Annotated in this window: 13 protein-coding genes and 1 other RNA gene; 9 read left to right on the top strand and 5 right to left on the bottom strand. The window is 59.1% G+C overall.

Annotated features, from left to right (window positions below):
• Positions 1-9 precede the first annotated feature (9 nt).
• Complete coding sequence (locus tag G9Q84_RS02240; RefSeq protein ID WP_181642831.1) at positions 10-975, bottom strand: 2-hydroxyacid dehydrogenase; 966 nt, start codon at positions 973-975, stop codon at positions 10-12.
• 84 nt (positions 976-1,059) lie between these two features.
• On the opposite strand from G9Q84_RS02240, the gene G9Q84_RS02235 reads away from it, so the two are divergent.
• The 7 genes from G9Q84_RS02235 to G9Q84_RS02205 all read left to right on the top strand — a co-directional run bounded on the left by G9Q84_RS02235 (position 1,060) and on the right by G9Q84_RS02205 (position 12,023).
• The gene (locus G9Q84_RS02235) at positions 1,060-1,692 is read left to right on the top strand and encodes a LysE family translocator (RefSeq protein WP_016978297.1); all 633 of its coding nucleotides are present in this window, start codon (positions 1,060-1,062) and stop codon (positions 1,690-1,692) included.
• 261 nt (positions 1,693-1,953) lie between these two features.
• Entirely contained in the window at positions 1,954-3,636 is a 1,683-nt protein-coding gene (locus G9Q84_RS02230; protein ID WP_095183859.1) for a fatty acid--CoA ligase, read from the top strand.
• A 330-nt stretch (positions 3,637-3,966) separates the two neighbouring features.
• A complete protein-coding gene (locus G9Q84_RS02225; protein WP_181642830.1) occupies positions 3,967-5,841 on the top strand; it encodes a DUF1302 domain-containing protein in 1,875 nt (624 codons plus the stop codon).
• Positions 5,842-5,871: 30 nt separating this feature from the next.
• Positions 5,872-7,236, top strand: coding sequence for a DUF1329 domain-containing protein (locus tag G9Q84_RS02220; RefSeq protein WP_032886307.1), 1,365 nt, complete (start codon positions 5,872-5,874; stop codon positions 7,234-7,236).
• Between the two features lie 242 nt (positions 7,237-7,478).
• Positions 7,479-10,208: a winged helix-turn-helix domain-containing protein gene (locus tag G9Q84_RS02215; RefSeq protein ID WP_181642829.1), complete on the top strand. Its 2,730-nt coding sequence runs from the start codon at positions 7,479-7,481 to the stop codon at positions 10,206-10,208.
• A 161-nt stretch (positions 10,209-10,369) separates the two neighbouring features.
• Complete coding sequence (locus G9Q84_RS02210) at positions 10,370-11,014, top strand: MBL fold metallo-hydrolase (RefSeq protein ID WP_122755602.1); 645 nt, start codon at positions 10,370-10,372, stop codon at positions 11,012-11,014.
• Between the two features lie 235 nt (positions 11,015-11,249).
• Positions 11,250-12,023 carry a YiaD family glycine zipper/OmpA-like lipoprotein gene (locus G9Q84_RS02205; RefSeq protein WP_032886310.1) on the top strand — a complete coding sequence of 258 codons (774 nt, stop codon included), beginning with the start codon at positions 11,250-11,252 and terminating at the stop codon, positions 12,021-12,023.
• A gap of 68 nt (positions 12,024-12,091) precedes the next feature.
• Here the strand turns inward: G9Q84_RS02205 and G9Q84_RS02200 are convergent, their stop codons facing one another.
• The 4 genes from G9Q84_RS02200 to G9Q84_RS02185 form a co-directional block, all read right to left on the bottom strand.
• Entirely contained in the window at positions 12,092-12,673 is a 582-nt protein-coding gene (locus G9Q84_RS02200) for a BON domain-containing protein (RefSeq protein ID WP_032886311.1), read from the bottom strand.
• Complete coding sequence (locus tag G9Q84_RS02195) at positions 12,670-13,263, bottom strand: phosphoheptose isomerase (RefSeq protein WP_032886312.1); 594 nt, start codon at positions 13,261-13,263, stop codon at positions 12,670-12,672. Before G9Q84_RS02195 ends, G9Q84_RS02200 begins: the two co-directional genes overlap by 4 nt.
• Before the next feature lie 92 nt (positions 13,264-13,355).
• A complete protein-coding gene (locus G9Q84_RS02190) occupies positions 13,356-13,727 on the bottom strand; it encodes a YraN family protein (protein ID WP_032886313.1) in 372 nt (123 codons plus the stop codon).
• Complete coding sequence (locus G9Q84_RS02185) at positions 13,727-15,538, bottom strand: penicillin-binding protein activator (RefSeq protein ID WP_095183864.1); 1,812 nt, start codon at positions 15,536-15,538, stop codon at positions 13,727-13,729. Before G9Q84_RS02185 ends, G9Q84_RS02190 begins: the two co-directional genes overlap by 1 nt.
• A gap of 187 nt (positions 15,539-15,725) precedes the next feature.
• Between G9Q84_RS02185 and rsmI the strand changes: the two genes are divergently transcribed.
• Positions 15,726-16,631, top strand: a complete 906-nt coding sequence (gene rsmI, locus G9Q84_RS02180; RefSeq protein WP_163033157.1) for a 16S rRNA (cytidine(1402)-2'-O)-methyltransferase — start codon at positions 15,726-15,728, stop codon at positions 16,629-16,631.
• Between the two features lie 95 nt (positions 16,632-16,726).
• Positions 16,727-17,080, top strand: an RNA gene (rnpB, locus tag G9Q84_RS02175) — RNase P RNA component class A.
• The last annotated feature ends 274 nt before the right edge of the window (positions 17,081-17,354 follow it).

Here is a 17,354-nt window from a genome sequence, read left to right as displayed (position 1 = left end):
CGCAGTTTATCAACTGACGATGCGCAGCGGGGCGCCGCTGAAAAAGCCCAGGGCGTTTTCCGTCAGTTGGCCGACGATCCGCTGCCGCGCTTCGCGACTGCCCCAGGCATTGTGCGGTGTGACGATCAGCCGGGGAATGTCATCGGCCAGCAACGGGTTGCCGTTGACTGGTGGCTCCACGCTCAGCACATCGGTGGCCGCGCCGCCCAAGTGACCGCTGCGCAAGGCATCCGCCAGGGCCTGTTCGTTGATCAAGCCACCGCGCGCGGTGTTGACCACAAACGCGCCTGGCTTGAGCAGTGCGAGTTCGCGGGCGCCGATAAAGTCGCGAGTGTGCTCGTTGAGTGGACAGTGGAGGGTGAGTGCGTCCACTTGGGCCAGCAGTTCATCCAAGGGCACGCGGTCGGCACGTGCAGGGCGCCCGGGAATGGCCCCAAGAATTACGCGCATGCCAAAAGCCTCGGCCAGCCGCGCCACGGCGCTGCCCAATTCACCATGGCCGAGCAAACCGAGGGTTTTGCCTTCAAGCTCGACGATGGGGTAGTCCAGCAGGCAGAACTGCTTGGCTTCTTGCCATTTGCCTGCGCTCACATCGCGCTGATAGTCCTTTACACGCGTCACCAGGTTGAGCAGCAGCATGATCGTATGCTGCGCCACTGAAGGCGTGCCGTAGCCTTGGCAATTGCTCACCGTGATGCCGTGAGCGCGGGCGGCGTCGAGGTCAACGTTGTTGGTGCCGGTGGCCGATACCAGGATCAGCTTGAGGTCCGGGCAGGCCGCCAGGGTTTCGGTGTTCAGGGCAATCTTGTTGCTGATAACTACTTGGACGCCTTGCAGGCGCGCAATCACATTCAGCGGCGTGGTATCAGAGTACAGCTGCAGGTCGCTGAAGCAGTCTCTCAGACCGCTGAGGTCGAGGTCCCCAAGGTCCAGAGACGGGTGATCAAGGAAGACGGCGCGGCGATTGTTCGTCATCAACTGTACCTTTTGCGACAGGGTTCGAAGGCGTAATCTGCCGAGCCTATCAGATGAAATAATCCGTTACTTAATGGAGTGAATATGTACGCCGCCGAGTTTTTGACCGTAGCCCTGATTCACCTGTTGGCGGTGGCCAGCCCCGGCCCGGATTTCGCGGTGGTGGTTCGCGAAAGTGTTACCCACGGCCGTCGCGCCGGGACCTGGACCGCGCTGGGTGTGGGCTCGGCGATTTTTCTGCACGTGGGCTATTCGTTGCTCGGTATCGGCCTGATCGTTTCCCAGTCCATCGTGTTGTTCAACGCCCTGAAATGGGCGGCGGCGGCCTACCTGCTGTACATCGGCTTCAAGGCCCTGCGCGCGCAACCGGCCAAGCCTGTCGCCGAGGGCGAGTTGCACCGTGAAGCGGGCGAGCGCACCCCGCGCGGCGCGTTTACCGCCGGTTTCGTGACCAATGGCTTGAATCCCAAGGCCACGCTGTTCTTCCTGTCGCTGTTCACCGTAGTGATCAACCCGCACACGCCGCTGGCGATCCAGGCCGGTTACGGTGTGTATCTGGCGGTGGCGACGGCGCTGTGGTTTTGCCTGGTGGCGATGTTGTTCAGCCAGCAGCGCGTGCGCGCAGGCTTTGCGCGGATGGGGCACTGGTTTGATCGGACCATGGGGGCGGTGTTGATTGCAATCGGCGTGAAACTGGCGTTCACGAGCATGAAGTAAACGCGGGTCTCAAGTGAGCACAATCGAATGTGGGGGCTTGCTCCCGATGGCGGTGGATCAGTCAATACGTGTGTCGACTGAAACACCGCTATCGGGAGCAAGCCCCCTCCCACATTTGACCTCTAGTGTCCCTGGATAATGGCGCAAAGCTAGCATTCACTGGGGGCTGCAAATCATTCCTTTGGCTGATTTAGCTGAAACATAAGCGCTCTACAGTGCAGATCGTTCAGCCAAGACCGTGCAGTCATAAAAGGGATTCGTATGTTGCAGACCCGTGTTATTCCCCCCGCCGAAGGTGCGTACCAATATCCGCTGTTGATCAAGCGCCTGTTGATGTCCGGCGCCCGCTACGAAAAGACCCGGGAAATCGTCTACCGCGACAAGCTGCGTTACACCTACCCGACCCTGATCGAGCGGGTCGCGCGCTTGGCCAACGTGCTGACCGAAGCCGGGGTAAAGGCCGGTGATACCGTGGCAGTGATGGACTGGGACAGCCATCGTTACCTGGAATGCATGTTTGCTATCCCGATGATCGGCGCGGTGATCCACACCATCAACGTGCGCCTGTCGCCGGAACAGATTCTCTACACCATGAACCACGCCGAAGACCGCTTTGTGCTGGTCAACAGTGAGTTCGTGGGCTTGTACCAAGCCATCGCCGGGCAACTTACCACCGTCGACAAGACGCTGCTGCTCACTGACGGTGAATCAAAAACGGCCGAGCTGCCTAACCTGGTAGGCGAGTACGAAACCCTGTTGGCTGCCGCCAGCACCAAGTACGACTTTCAGGATTTCGACGAGCATTCCGTCGCGACCACGTTCTACACCACCGGCACCACCGGTAACCCCAAAGGCGTGTACTTCACCCACCGCCAATTGGTACTGCACACCATCGGGGTGTCGACCATCATGGGCAGCATCGACAGCGTGCGCCTGCTAGGCACCAACGACGTGTACATGCCGATCACGCCGATGTTTCACGTTCACGCCTGGGGCCTGCCGTATGTGGCGACCATGCTCGGCCTGAAACAGGTCTACCCCGGCCGCTACGACCCCGAATACCTGGTGGAGCTGTGGCGCAAGGAGAAGGTCACCTTCTCCCACTGCGTGCCGACCATCCTGCAAATGGTGCTCAACGCCAAGGCCGCCCAAGGCGTCGATTTTGGCGGTTGGAAAATCGTCATCGGTGGCAGCGCCCTCAATCGCACGTTGTATGAGGCGGCGAAGGCGCGTGGGATTCAGCTGACCGCTGCGTACGGCATGTCCGAGACCGGGCCGCTGGTGTCCTGCGCCCACCTCAACGAAGAACTACTGGCCGGCAGCGAAGACGAGCGCATCACCTATCGCATCAAGGCCGGCGTGCCAGGGCCGTTGGTGGACGCGGCAATCATCGACAGCGAGGGCAACTTCCTGCCCGCCGACGGCGAGTCCCAGGGCGAGCTGGTGCTGCGTGCGCCGTGGCTCAGCGAGGGCTATTTCAACGAGCCGCAGAAGGGCGCAGAGCTATGGGCCGGCGGCTGGATGCACACCGGCGATGTGGCCACGCTGGATGCATTTGGCGTGATCGATATCCGCGACCGCATCAAGGATGTGATCAAGACCGGCGGCGAGTGGATCTCCTCCCTGGCCCTTGAGGACCTGGTCAGCCGTCACCCGGCGGTACGCGAAGTAGCGGTGGTGGGCATCGCCGATCCGCAGTGGGGCGAGCGTCCGTTTGCGCTGCTAGTGGTGCATGATGGCCATGTGATAGGGGCCCGCGAGCTCAAGGAGCACCTCAAGCCTTTTGTCGAACTGGGCCATTTGAGCAAGTGGGCGATTCCGAGCCAGATCGCCGTTGTTACCGAAATTCCCAAGACCAGTGTCGGTAAGCTCGACAAAAAACGTATCCGTATTGACATCGTCGAGTGGCAGGCCAACAACAGTACCTTCCTGTCCACCCTCTGAGCTGATTTGCCGTGCCCTCGTGGCACGGCGATGCTCTATCTCGCGCCCTCACTTGTGATTTGCCAATTTTCAGCCATCCTTGCCGCGTCGGCCTTCGCCGACATGGCGAAAGGGCTGTGGCAGACGGGTTGGTGATGCAAATCACACTTTAGAGGGATCAAGCGGTACCCCCTGCTGGCTATAGTCCCACCCAGAGTTTTTCAAGGATGCGTCGCTTCGGGCCATGGAGGTTCAGTTGCCAGGCGGCATTGGAATCGTTGTATTCCGGCCGTTACAAGCATCACAGAAAGAACTCACTGCCATAACAATAATGCACATGGAGTAGCGTCGATGACCTCAGTAAACCAGTTCTGGCGCCGGGCAAGACTGCCCCTGGCCGTCAGTCTCGCCTCTACGCTCGCCGGGCCCGCATTCGGCGTCAGTTTCAATATCGGTGAAATCGAAGGGAGTTTTGACTCGTCGCTTTCGGTGGGGGCGAGTTGGTCGACAGCTAAGCCTGATCGAGACCTCATCGGCGTTAACAACGGCGGCAAGGGGTTGTCCCAGACCTCCGATGACGGTCACTTGAACTTCAAGCGCGGTGAGACCTTCTCGAAAATTTTCAAGGGTATTCACGACCTTGAACTGAAGTACGGCGATACCGGTGTGTTTGTGCGTGGCAAGTACTGGTACGACTTTGAACTCAAGGATGAAAGCCGTGAGTTCAAGGACATCAGCGATAACAATCGCAAAGAGGGCGCCAAGTCTTCTGGTGGTCAGATTCTTGATGCGTTTATCTACCATAACTATTCCATTGCCGATCAGCCCGGCAACGTGCGGTTTGGTAAGCAGGTAGTGAGCTGGGGTGAAAGCACCTTCATCGGCGGCGGCATCAACTCCGTCAACCCGATCGACGTGTCCGCATTCCGTCGTCCAGGGGCCGAGATCAAGGAAGGCTTGATTCCGGTCAATATGTTCTATGTGTCGCAAACCCTGACGGATAACTTGTCGGCAGAAGCTTTTTACCAGTTGGAATGGGACCAGACTGTTACGGATAACTGCGGGACGTTCTTCTCTCAGCCTGATGTTATTTCCGATGGCTGTACCGACAACCTCCGTCTGCTCAGCAAGCGTTCGTTCCTCGCTACTCAGCCCGGCGCGTTGCCGCTGCTGAACAACTTTGGGGTCAACGTCAACGAAGAGGGCGTGTTGGTCAAGCGTGGGCCTGATCGTGATGCGCGCGACAGTGGTCAGTTCGGCGTGGCGTTTCACTATAACTACGAACCGCTGGACACCGAGTTCGGCGCCTATTTCATGAACTATCACAGCCGGGCACCGATTTTCAGTGCGCGTGGCGCGTCGGCCGGTACTTACGCGGCAGCCAATGCCCTGACGCCTACCCCGGCGGTTGGCCTGCGTCCCCTTATCGTTGCAGGCAACTCCAGCTACTTCGTCGAGTACCCAGAGGATATTCGCCTTTATGGTTTGAGCTTCTCCACGACGTTACCTACCGGCACCGCCTGGAGCGGAGAACTCAGCTACCGACCAAACGCACCTGTGCAACTCAACACCACGGACATTCTCTACGCGGGCGTCACGCCGTTGATTGGTCTGGGCGCTGCTTCTCCGCTCAAGGGCGCTGCCGACACCGACCTGAACGGCTATCGTCGTAAAGAAATCACTCAGTTCCAGACAACCTTCACGCACTTTTTCGATCAGGTCATGGGGGCCAGCCGCCTTACGCTGGTCGGCGAAGTGGGTGTGACGCATGTGGGTGGCTTGGAAAGCCGCGACAAAGCGCGTTACGGACGAGACCCTGTGTATGGCCCTGGACAAGGTGCTCTCTGTACAACGCTTAACTCCGGCACGATCACCGGTGCGGGTCCTGGTGCTGATGCCAGCAACCGTACTACCAATTGCAATAATGATGGCTTCACTACCTCAACGTCCTGGGGCTACCGTGGCCGCGCAATCTGGGAATACCCGGATGTCTTTGCAGGTGTGAACCTCAAACCCAACGTGGCGTGGTCCCATGACGTGAGTGGTTATTCGCCAGGTCCTGGTGGCAACTTTGAAGAGGGTCGCAAAGCAGTGAGCCTGGGGTTGGATGCTGAGTATCAGAACACCTATACCGCGAGCCTTGCCTACACCAACTTCTTTGGTGGCGACTTCAACACCTCAAGTGACCGCGACTTCGTCGCCCTCAGCTTCGGCGCGAACTTCTAAGCACACTGTATTTTCAGGAAGAACCAGAACATGAAAATAACCAAAAGTCTGTTGCACGTCGGTGTGCTTGGACTGTCGATCCTGGCGAGCAACGTCATGGCGGCAGTGTCGGCGGATGAAGCCGCCAAGCTGGGTACGAGCCTGACCCCGATGGGCGCTGAAATGGCCGGTAACGCGGCGGGCACTATCCCTAAGTGGTCGCCACTGCCTACCAACGCGGGTGCTGTGGATGCCAAAGGCTTCCTGGCCAACCCATACGCCAGTGAACAACCGCAATTCACCATCACCGCGCAGAACGTCGAGCAGTACAAAGACAAGCTTGCGCCGGGGCAGTACGCGATGTTCAAGCGTTACCCGGAAACCTTCAAGATGCCGGTCTACCCGACCCATCGCGGCGCTACCGTGCCGGCGGATGTGTTCGCCGCCATCAAGAAGAACGCCACCACCACCAACCTGGTGTCGGGCGGCAACGGCCTGGAAAACTTTGAAACCGCCGTACCGTTCCCGATCCCGAAAAGCGGCGTGGAAGTTATCTGGAACCACATCACCCGTTATCGCGGTGGCAGCGTGACCCGCCTGGTGACCCAGGCCACGCCGCAAACCAACGGTTCCTACAGCCTTGTGTACTTCCGCGACCAGTTCGTGTTCCGCGACAAGATGAAGGACTTCGATCCGAAAAACCCGGGCAACGTGCTGTTCTACTTCAAGCAGCAAGTGACCGCGCCGGCACGTCTGGCCGGTGGTGTGCTGCTGGTGCACGAAACCCTGGACCAAGTGAAGGAGCCGCGTTCGGCGTGGGTCTACAACGCAGGCCAGCGCCGTGTGCGCCGGGCGCCGCAAGTGTCCTATGACGGGCCGGGTACCGCCGCCGACGGCCTGCGTACCTCCGATAACCTCGACATGTACAACGGTGCGCCGGATCGCTACGACTGGAAACTGGAAGGCAAGAAGGAAATCTACATCGCCTCCAACAGCTACAAGATCGACGATCCGAAACTCAAGTACGCCGATATCATCAAGGCCGGCCACATCAACCAGGACCTGACGCGCTACGAGCTGCGCCGTGTCTGGCATGTGGTCGCCACTTTGAAAGAAGGCCAGCGCCACATCTATGCCAAGCGTGACTTCTTCATCGACGAAGACACCTGGCAAGCGGCAGTGATCGATCACTACGACGGTCGCGGCCAACTGTGGCGCGTCGCCGAGGCCCATGCCGAGAACTACTACGACAAACAGGTGCCGTGGTATGCCCTGGAAACCCTCTACGACCTGCAGTCCGGCCGCTACCTGGCTTTGGGCATGAAGAACGAAGAGAAGCAGGCCTATGATTTCGGCTTCACCGCCACGACCAGCGACTTCACCCCAGCGGCCCTGCGCCAGGACGGTGTTCGCTAAGCGGCACGAGTAACTCAATGTGGGAGGGGGCCTGCCCCCGATAGCGGTGTGACAGTCAGCACGTGTATTGACTGATCCGCCACTATCGGGAGCAAGCCCCCTCCCACTTTTTGTTTGTGGCGATATTTTTTGTCTCAGTTCTTTTTCAGGCAAATGTTGCAAAGATCTACAAAGCTGCTGCTTTTACCGCTAGTCTGCGGACATCTGCAATGCCGACAACAGCCTTCTACAAGAGCCCGGCGATGACTGATCTGTCCCGAATCCAAGGGCCTGCCAGTGCGGTAATCCCGACTCTGGAAGGTCGCTTCTACAGGCCTCCGCTGCCTGACGGCTATGTGCTGCGCCCCCGCCTGTGTGAACGGCTGAGCGCTGGCCTCGAAGGACGGTTGCTGCTGGTCAGCGCCCCGGCGGGGTTCGGTAAGAGTTCGTTGGCGGTGGAGTTCTGCCAGAGCCTGCCGGCCCACTGGCAAAGTCTGTGGCTTGGGCTGAGCCCTCGGGACAACGACCCGGGGCGCTTCCTTGAGCGTCTGCTCGAGGGGTTGCAACACTATTTCCCCGCACTCGGCGCTCAATCCCTGGGCTTGCTGAAAATGCGTCAGCGTCACCAGCCCTTTGCCTTTGAAGAATGGCTCGATGGCCTGCTTGATGAGCTCGCGGTTCACCTGTCCACGCGCGCGCCATTGTTACTGGTGCTGGATGACTATCATCTGGCCCAGGGTCCGGTGCTGGACCGTTGTCTTCAGTTTTTCCTCAACCATTTGCCGGATGGCCTGCTGGTATTGGTCACCAGTCGCCAGCGCCCTGACTGGCATCTGGCACGCTTGCGCTTGTCACGGCACTTGCTGGAGTTGCACGAGCAAGACCTGCGCCTGACCCATGCCGAATCCCAGGCGCTATTGGATCGCCACAGCAGTTCCCTGAGTGGTGAGGCCCTCGACAACCTGATCCGCCGCAGCGAAGGCTGGGTAGCCGGTTTGCGTTTCTGGCTGCTGGCGGCTTCCGAAGCCGGCAACGAAGACGCATTGCCGCAAAGCCTGCACGGTGGAGAAGGGTTGATCCGCGACTACCTGCTGGAGGAGGTGATCGATTGCTTGCCACCCGAAGTGCAGGCGTTCCTGTTCGATACTGCGCCCCAGGACCGTTTCTGCAGCGAACTGTGTGACGCCGTGCGCGAAGCTCATGACAGCGCCGAAATCCTGCGTTATCTGCAAGCGCACCAAGTGTTCCTGGTGCCCTTGGACGAGCAGGGCCACTGGTACCGTTATCATCATTTATTCTCCGACCTGCTGCGTACCCGCCGTGCGAGCAGCAATGTATTGCCAGCCGCCAGCCTGCACCTGCGCGCGTGTCGTTGGTTCAACGCCCAGGGTTTGATCGATGAGGCGGTGGAGCAGGCTTTACGCGCCGGGCACCTCGACGTGGCGGCCAACCTGGTGCAGAACCTGTCCGAAGAGCAACTGCTGGCCGAGCAGAATGTCGGCATGTTGCTGCGCTGGAAAATGGACTTGCCCGACAGCCTGCTGATCAGCACACCGCGCTTGATCGTGTTGTACAGCTGGGCCTTGGGGTTGGCCTGCCAGTTGGATGCGGCGGAGGAATTGTCCGCGTACCTCAGTCGCTTCCTGCCGGCGCCCTCGGCCACTGCACAGCGCTCAATGCTGGCCCAATGGCTGGCGCTGAGCGGGATTATCGCTCGGGGCCGAGGTGATCGTGAATTGACTCAGCGCTATTGCAGTGAGGCGTTGGAAAGCCTGCCGCAACGGCGTTACGGCCAGCGCCTGGTGTGTCTGTCGACGCTGTCCAACTTGGCCATCGCCGATGGCGATTTGTGGCGCGCCCGTGGCCTGAACCGTGAATCCTTGGAACTGGCGCAGCGCGTCGGCAACCCTTTGTTCGAAGCCCTGGCCCATTACGACCGCGCGCGGGTATTGCAGGCTCGCGGCGAAATCCTGCGTGCCCTTGATGAAGTGCGTCAGGGCCTGCAACGTTTGCACGGTCTGGCGCCGCAGAGGCTGTATGCGGTGCGCGCGCGACTGTCGTTGTACGAAGGCTATTTGCTGTTAATGCGTAATCAACCTGACGCCGGTATCGCTCACCTGCGGGCGGGTCTGGCCGAGGCGCGCGCCTGTCGCGACATCAGCGTACTGATCGGCCATTGCGTGATCGCCAGCTTCGAAGGGCGGCGCAATGACTTTTCCAAAGCCTTCGCCGAACTCGCCGAAGCCGAACGCTTGATGCATATCTGGGACGTGCCGCCGATCTACTATCTGGCGATGATCACCCTGATCAAATGCGAGCTGTGGCTGGCCCAAGGCCGCACCGACCTGGCCGATGCCTGGTTGACGCGGCTGGGGCAGACTTACAACGGCGAGCATGCTGCCGCTGCGCCGGAATTCCACCCGCATTTGCCGCAACATATCGGGCTGCAACAAGCCGCGCTTGATGCCATTCGTCATCAACCCGACGCTGCTTTGCAACGGCTCGACGAACTGGCGCAACACGCTCATAGCTGTGGGCGGCAGATGATTGCACTGATGGCATTCGCCCAGCAGACGCAGTTGCTGCTGGAATGCGGTCAGGAAGCCAAGGCGCGGCCGGTACTGTCCCGAGCGCTTGAGGCTGGCGCCGGAGGGGCGTTGCAACCTTTCCAGAGGCTGCTGGAAAATCACCCGGACTGGATGCGCGAGCAACTCAGCAAGGATCCCCATGGCTTGCTGAATCAGAGCCTTCTGGCACTTCTGCCTACCGTTGCTGAAGTGCACGCGTCACCTAGTCATGAAAGTCTGAGCGCCCGGGAACTGGCAGTGCTGCAACTCATCGCCCAAGGTTGCTCCAACCAGGAGATCAGCAACCGACTGTTTATCTCCCTGCACACTGTCAAGACTCACGCCAGCCATATCAACAGCAAGCTCGGCGTGGAGCGACGCACCCAGGCGGTGGCGCGGGCACAGGAGTTGAGGTTGATTGGTTAGCGCTTGACCATTTGCGGTGAGAGTTTTTGTGTGAGTAAGCTTCTTGTGGCGAGCGAGCTTGCTTGCGTTGGGCCGCGAAGCGGTCCCAGTCTGTTTTAATAGTGCAATTATCCTGGCGATACTGCCCAACCCCCCAGTTAATTTGCACCAGAGGCCCGTTCATGGAAACCGCACAGCCTTCCCTCATACGCGAAACCTTCCCTGTCGGTCCCCTGCAGTGCAACTGCACCATCATCGGCGATCCCATTACTAAAAAAGCCATTGTGGTCGACCCGGGCGGCAACCATGAATTGATCCTGGCCCGCCTGGACGCGCTGGGCCTCAAGGTGGTGAGCATCATCCATACCCACGCCCACCTCGATCACTTCCTGGCATCGGGTCAGTTGAAAGAGAAAACTGGCGCCACCTTGCACCTGCATAAGGAAGACCAGTTTCTGTGGGACAACCTGGAAATGCAGTGCCAGATGTTTCGCGTGCCTTATACCCCCGTGCCGTCGCCAGACCGTTGGCTGGAAGATGATGAAGAGTTAGCCTGCGGCTGTGGCGTTGCCTTGCATACTCCGGGTCACACGCCGGGCTCGATGAGTTTCTGGTTTGCCGACGCCAAGCTGCTGATCGCCGGCGATACGCTTTTCCGTCGTGGCGTGGGGCGTACAGATCTGTGGGGTGGGGACCAGGCCACGATTGTGCGCTCGATCAAACAGCGGCTTTATACGCTGGACGAGAGTGCCACGGTGGTCACCGGCCACGGACCGGACACGCGACTGGGCGATGAGATGCGCGAGAATCCATTTGTGCGGGCTTGAGGAGGTGAAAGCGGGCTGATGCATGTTTCATGAGGGGTAATCTGTTGTAGTAAAAACGCAGGTCGCGTTCAGGCTGGGTCTGCTACGTTTTCTACAGCGGTAATGCGGGCTAACGTTTCGTTACAGCTGCGCGAGTGTTCACGGAATTTTTGCCATTTGTCGTGTTCCAAACTCGGCAAAGGTCCATTGCCAATGTCCTCTGCACCACAGAATGCAAAAAGTAGGAGCTCTCTTCATGTTCACTCCGCGTCGTCTGCTTGTAGTCGCCACCGCCGTAGCCCTTTTGTCCGGCTGCGCTTCACCTAATCCTTATGACGGCAGCAGCCAGGGACAGGCGAATAATGAATCCAGCGGTATGAGCAAAACCGCCAAGTACGGTGGTCTCGGTGCTCTTGCCGGTGCGTTGGCCGGTGCTGCCATTGACCATAACAACCGTGGCAAGGGTGCGCTGATCGGTGCGGTGGTGGCGGGTGCTGGTGCCGCGGGTTATGGCTACTACGCCGACCAACAGGAAAAGAAACTGCGCGAGAGCATGGCCAACACTGGAGTTGAAGTTCAGCGCCAGGGTGACCAGATCAAGCTGATCATGCCGGGCAACATCACCTTCGCGACCAACTCGGATGCGATCTCCAGCAGCTTCTATCAGCCGCTGAACAACCTGGCCAACTCCCTCAAACAGTTCAACCAAAACACCATCCAGATTGTGGGCTACACCGACAGTACCGGTAGCCGCCAACTGAACATGGATCTGTCCCAGCGTCGTGCGCAGAGCGTGGCCAACTACTTGACCTCCCAAGGCGTCAACGGTGCAAACCTGAGTGCCCGTGGTGCCGGTCCGGATAACCCGATTGCCAGCAACGCCGACGTCAACGGTCGCGCTCAGAACCGTCGCGTGGAAGTTAACCTGGGCCCAATCCCTGGCCAGCAGTACGGCCAGCCGGGCACCCAGCAACAGGCGCCACAACAGAACAACCAGTTCCAAGGCAACCCGTACTCGCAGTACCAGTAAACAACGGCTAATAAAAAGGGCGCCGTGCAGTCAATGCACGGCGCCCTTTTTTGTGGCTGTCGATTACATCAGTCGATGTATTCGAACACCTTCACGATTTTCTGCACGCCGGATACGCCCTGTACCAGGTTGGACGCACGGGTGGCTTCTGCCTGGGTCAGCAGGCCCATCAGGTAAACGATGCCGTTGTCCGTCACGACCTTGATACGCGAGCCGGGGATCGCATTGTCGGTGAGCATCTGCGCTTTGATCTTGGTGGTCAGCAGCGCGTCATTACTGATGGCAAGCAGGGTGATCGGATCCATGACCTGCAATTCGTTGTGGACCTTCTTGACCCGCTGAACCGACGCAGCGGCCTGCTCGGCCTGGGCCTTGAGGTCGGCGCGCGGCGTTTGGCCTGCGAGCAGCACCACGCCGTTGAAGCTGGTTACGACGATACGCGACGCACCGTTGCCCAAGTCCGTTGCGGCTTTGGCGACGTTTACTTCGACCTTTGTTTCGATCAACGAGTCGTCAATCTTGCTGCCGAAGGTGCGGGTGCCCTTGTCGTCCTGAATAGGGGTGTCACGTGTCGCAGTGATCGCCGTGCTGCAGCCGCTGATGCCGAGGCACAGCGTAATGGCCAAGAGGCCGAGGCGGTTAACGGTCATTCTTCACTCCCAAACAGTTGGCTGTCGATCAGATCGCACAGGCAGTGGATCGCCAGCAGGTGGACTTCCTGAATACGTGCGGTGACATTGGCCGGGACGCGAATTTCAACATCTTCGGGCAGTAACAGCGAGGCCATGCCGCCGCCATCGCGTCCGGTCAATGCTACGACAATCATTTCGCGATCATGTGCGGCCTGGATCGCTTGAATAATATTCGCCGAGTTGCCGCTGGTGGAAATCGCCAGCAGTACATCGCCTGGTTGGCCCAAGGCGCGGATCTGCTTGGAGAAGATTTCGTTGTAGCTGTAGTCATTGGCTATCGAGGTGATCGTCGACGAGTCGGTGGTCAAGGCGATAGCCGGCAGGCTCGGACGCTCCCGCTCGAAGCGGTTGAGCAATTCGGACGAGAAATGCTGGGCATCGCCGGCCGAACCGCCGTTGCCGCACGAAAGCATTTTGCGTTCGGTAAGCAAGGCATTAACCATGACCTGACTGGCTTGCTCGATGTGCGGTGCAAGTACGTCCATCGCCTGTTGCTTGGTGTCGATGCTGGCCTGGAAAAGCTGGCGAATTCGGGATTGCATGTCCATCTGTGTGACCTTAATTAGCGCGGCTATTTGGCACAGGAATGTGCAGCCCGCAAAGCAAAGAGCAAAAGTGTGTGGTGAAGATGTCCGGCGAATCAGCTGTCGAAGGCATCTTTGAGCCAGTTCAGATCAGCCTTGCCTGACGGTGTGCTTTCTATGGCAACCACGTCGAAACGGCAGGGGGAGTTGGCCCAGCGATGCTCTTTTTGCAGGAAAAACTGCGCGGCGAGTATCAGCTTCTGACGCTTGCGCCCGTCGATACTGGCGAGCGCGCCACCCCATTGTGCGTGTTTTCTGTAGCGGACTTCGACGAATACTACTGTATCGCCGTCAAGCATGACCAGATCAAGCTCGCCGCGTTTACACAACCAGTTCTGCGCCAGCAGGCGCAGGCCTTGTTTCTGCAAGTGTTGCAGAGCTTGAAGTTCGGCATCCTTGCCGCTTTGCGCACTGGACCTCTCGGGCATCAGCGCGGGGTGTCCGGCAGGCGTTGGATCTCGCCACCGACGAACTTCGCCCATGGCATCTGGCGATCAACGCGCTGGTTGGCGCTGATACCCAGGTTGCCCGAAAGGCCGTCAACCCGTGTGTCCGGCAGGGCCTTGAGCTGGCCAAGGCGTGGCGCGAGGCGGTAGGCGTCCACACCCATTGCATACAGGCGGCCCAGGCTGCCGTTGGCTTGTGGCCATTGCGCCGCAACCTGGTTGCGCAGCGGGTCAGTGGTGTTGAGCAGCCAAGGCGTTTCGCAGAACATCACATTGGTCATGTCCAGGTACTGGTTGCGGTCACCGCTGGCGCTGAAAACGTGGGACGTTGCGTAGACCGGTACATCACCGGCGTACTGGAAGTTCAGGGTCGGCTTGATCTGCTGGGCCAGTTGCGGAGTGACGGCCAGGAAGATGAATTCGATGTCCTGGCGACGCGACGGTTGTGCCGCTACGTCAGTACCAACGGTGCTTTGCAGGCTCTTGGCGCGGCCTTCGCTTTTACGCAGTTGGAACAGATCGGCAATCTGCTGGGCCAGGGCGACCGGCTGGTCGACATACTCGACCCCCATGACGGTGCCGCCGTTGGCTTCCCAATCCTGGCGGAACGCTTTGTAGACGCGCTCACCCCATTCGCCACGGGGCACCATCGCGGCAGCGCGATGCAGGCCGTCGGCACGGGCACGGCGCGAGACTTCGCGAGCTTCGTCTTCAGCGGCCAGGCCGAACTGGAACAATTGCGCTGGACCTTGATCGGTTTCGCTGTAGTTCAGTGCCAGGGTGGTGATCGGCAGTTGCGGGCGCGCACTGAGCTGCTTGACCAGCGGCTTCTCCAGTGGGCCGACGACTAATTGCACGCCGGCAGCCTGGGCCTTGGCGTAGAAGTCGTCGATGGAAGTCAGGCGCGAGCTGTCATAGAACTCGATCACCGGGGGCTTCTGCCCGGCTTGTTCAGCCTGGTAGTGAGCGGCCATGAAGCCTTCGCGCAGTGCCTTGCCCACGGAAGCCAGGGGGCCCTCTTGGGGCAGTAGCAGGGCAATCTTGCTCAAGGGCTGGCTTGCGAGTTCCTTGAGCTTGGTCAGCGGTGTTGGCAACTGCACGGCAGCCGGGTGGCCGGGGTTCTGCGCGCGCCAGGTGTCGATAGCGGCTTGTTGTTGCTCCAGCGTGCCGGCACCCTTGACCGCTTGGGCCAAGGTGATCCAGCCGTCCAGGGTCGGGTTGCCACTGGCTTGCAGTTGTTCGGCAGGTAGTGCGGCAATCAAAGTCCAGATGGCTTCGTGATTGCTTTGGGCTGCATCGCCAGTGAGCAGTGGCGCCATGGCGACACGCTCGCGGGCAGCGTTGAGGGTTTGGCCATCAGCCTCATAAGCACGAGCATGCACGGTACCTGTGCGAATCTGCTGTTCAGTCGGCAGGTCCTTCAGACTTTGCAGGCTAGCGTGGTTCAAGGCAGTCAGCGCAGCCTTCGGCTGGTTGCGTGCCATGGCCAGCTCGGCGGCCAGGGTGCTGGCGAACACTTGTGCTGCCGGCTTGAGGGCGTCCAGGGGCACTTGGGCAAGAATTTGCGACGAGCGGCCAGGGTTGTTTTGTTTATAAGCCATGTCTGCCGCACTCAGGCGCAGCAATGCGGCCTTTTCTGGCGTCTTGGCGGTTGTTGCCTGTTCGAGCAGTTGCTCGATACTGGCATCCGGGGTCCGTGGAAGTTCGCCAAGGCTGGACGAGGGCGAGCTGGCGCAAGCCGCCAGTAAGGCAGCGAGGCAGAGGGCAGAGAGCAGCCGCAGGCAAGCGATCATGTAAGTGTTCCTGATACCGATCAAATTAGCGTGGAATTGTACCCAAGCACTGGCCCAGGCGCGATGTTACTGGTGTGAAACCGTCGATTTAGGTCGTGCAAATGTTGGTATTGGGCTGTTGTAGGCAATCGGCGGCGGAAACGGCATCGACCGTGATGGCATATTTTCAAAGCATCTACGCGCTACAATGCGGCTTTTGCCAACCATCGAGGTGTGCGTTTTGACTGCTCCAGGTCCTTTGAATTCCACTGCAGGCTCGCTTTTTGTCGTGGCGACGCCCATTGGCAACCTGGACGACATCAGTGCCCGGGCGCTGAAAGTGTTGCGCGAGGTTAAATTGATCGCGGCGGAAGACACCCGGCACTCCCAGCGGTTGATGCAGCATTTTGGTATCAGCACGCCATTAGCCGCCTGTCACGAGCACAACGAGCGCGAAGAAGGCAGCCGCTTTATCGTGCGCCTGCTGGCCGGTGACGATGTGGCGCTGATCTCCGACGCGGGAACGCCGCTGATTTCTGATCCGGGTTACCACTTGGTTCGCCAAGCGCGGGCCGCTGGTATCAATGTAGTGCCTGTTCCGGGTGCGTGCGCGCTGATTGCTGCATTGTCGGCTGCGGGGCTGCCTTCAGATCGGTTTATTTTCGAAGGTTTTTTGCCGGCCAAAGCAGTGGGGCGTCGTGCGCGTCTTGAAGCGGTAAAGGAAGAGCCGCGTACTTTGATCTTCTACGAAGCGCCGCACCGCATCCTTGAATGTCTGCAAGATATGGAATTGGTGTTTGGCGGCGAGCGCCTGGCATTGTTGGCGCGAGAACTGACTAAAACATTCGAAACCCTCAAGGGGCTGCCGCTGGAGGAGTTGCGTGCATTTGTCGAGGGCGACAGCAATCAACAGCGTGGCGAGTGTGTGGTGCTGGTGGCGGGCTGGACGGCGCCGGAGGCCGAAGATGCGGTCGGCAGCGAGGCCATGCGTATTCTTGACCTGCTCCTCAAGGAGATGCCTCTCAAGCGCGCCGCGGCCCTGGCTGCAGAAATTACCGGTCTGCGCAAGAATGTGTTGTATCAAGTTGCGCTGGATAAACAGAAAGCTGAATAGTTCCGGGGTTAAACCGGTATTCCGTCTGAACGTGATGGCCTTGGTGACTATTATTACTTGTCCTGAGGCCGCCGTGCCGTTAACCTGCGCGGCGGAGAGTCGATTGGACAGTCGCTGCCTTCTATGAAAATTAGGGGGGGGAGGAAAGTCCGGGCTCCATAGGGCGAAGTGCCAGGTAATGCCTGGGAGGCGTGAGCCTACGGAAAGTGCCACAGAAAATAACCGCCTAAGTACTTCGGTACCGGTAAGGGTGAAAAGGTGCGGTAAGAGCGCACCGCACGACTGGCAACAGTTCGTGGCTAGGTAAACCCCACTTGGAGCAAGACCAAATAGGGTCCCAAGGCGTGGCCCGCGCTGGGACCGGGTAGGTTGCTAAAGATGTCCAGTGATGGCCATCGTAGACGAATGACTGTTCAAGACAGAACCCGGCTTACAGATCGACTCTCCACCTTTTTCCTTCTGCCCGAGTCTCGGGCAGAAAACCGGTAATAACGCAAGAATCCTTCCCTGCCAAATCATTGGCAGATGCATCTTCGTAATACCAAAAAAATCTTACTCTTAATAAATTACTTTAACTTTAAGTCGTAGCTCTTTGAGCTATTTGCCCTTATTGGGTCAAAAATACCGCCGAACTCTGGTTTCTCCTGCTTTTACGCTCCTAAATCTCCGTTCTGTAAGGCTTTTCCTTGAATCCGCGCCTTGACGGTGTGGTGGGCGCATTCC

The sequence above is a fragment of the Pseudomonas sivasensis genome (genome assembly GCF_013778505.1).
GTDB lineage: Bacteria > Pseudomonadota > Gammaproteobacteria > Pseudomonadales > Pseudomonadaceae > Aquipseudomonas > Aquipseudomonas sivasensis.
This window is presented reverse-complemented; position numbering and strand designations above follow the sequence as displayed.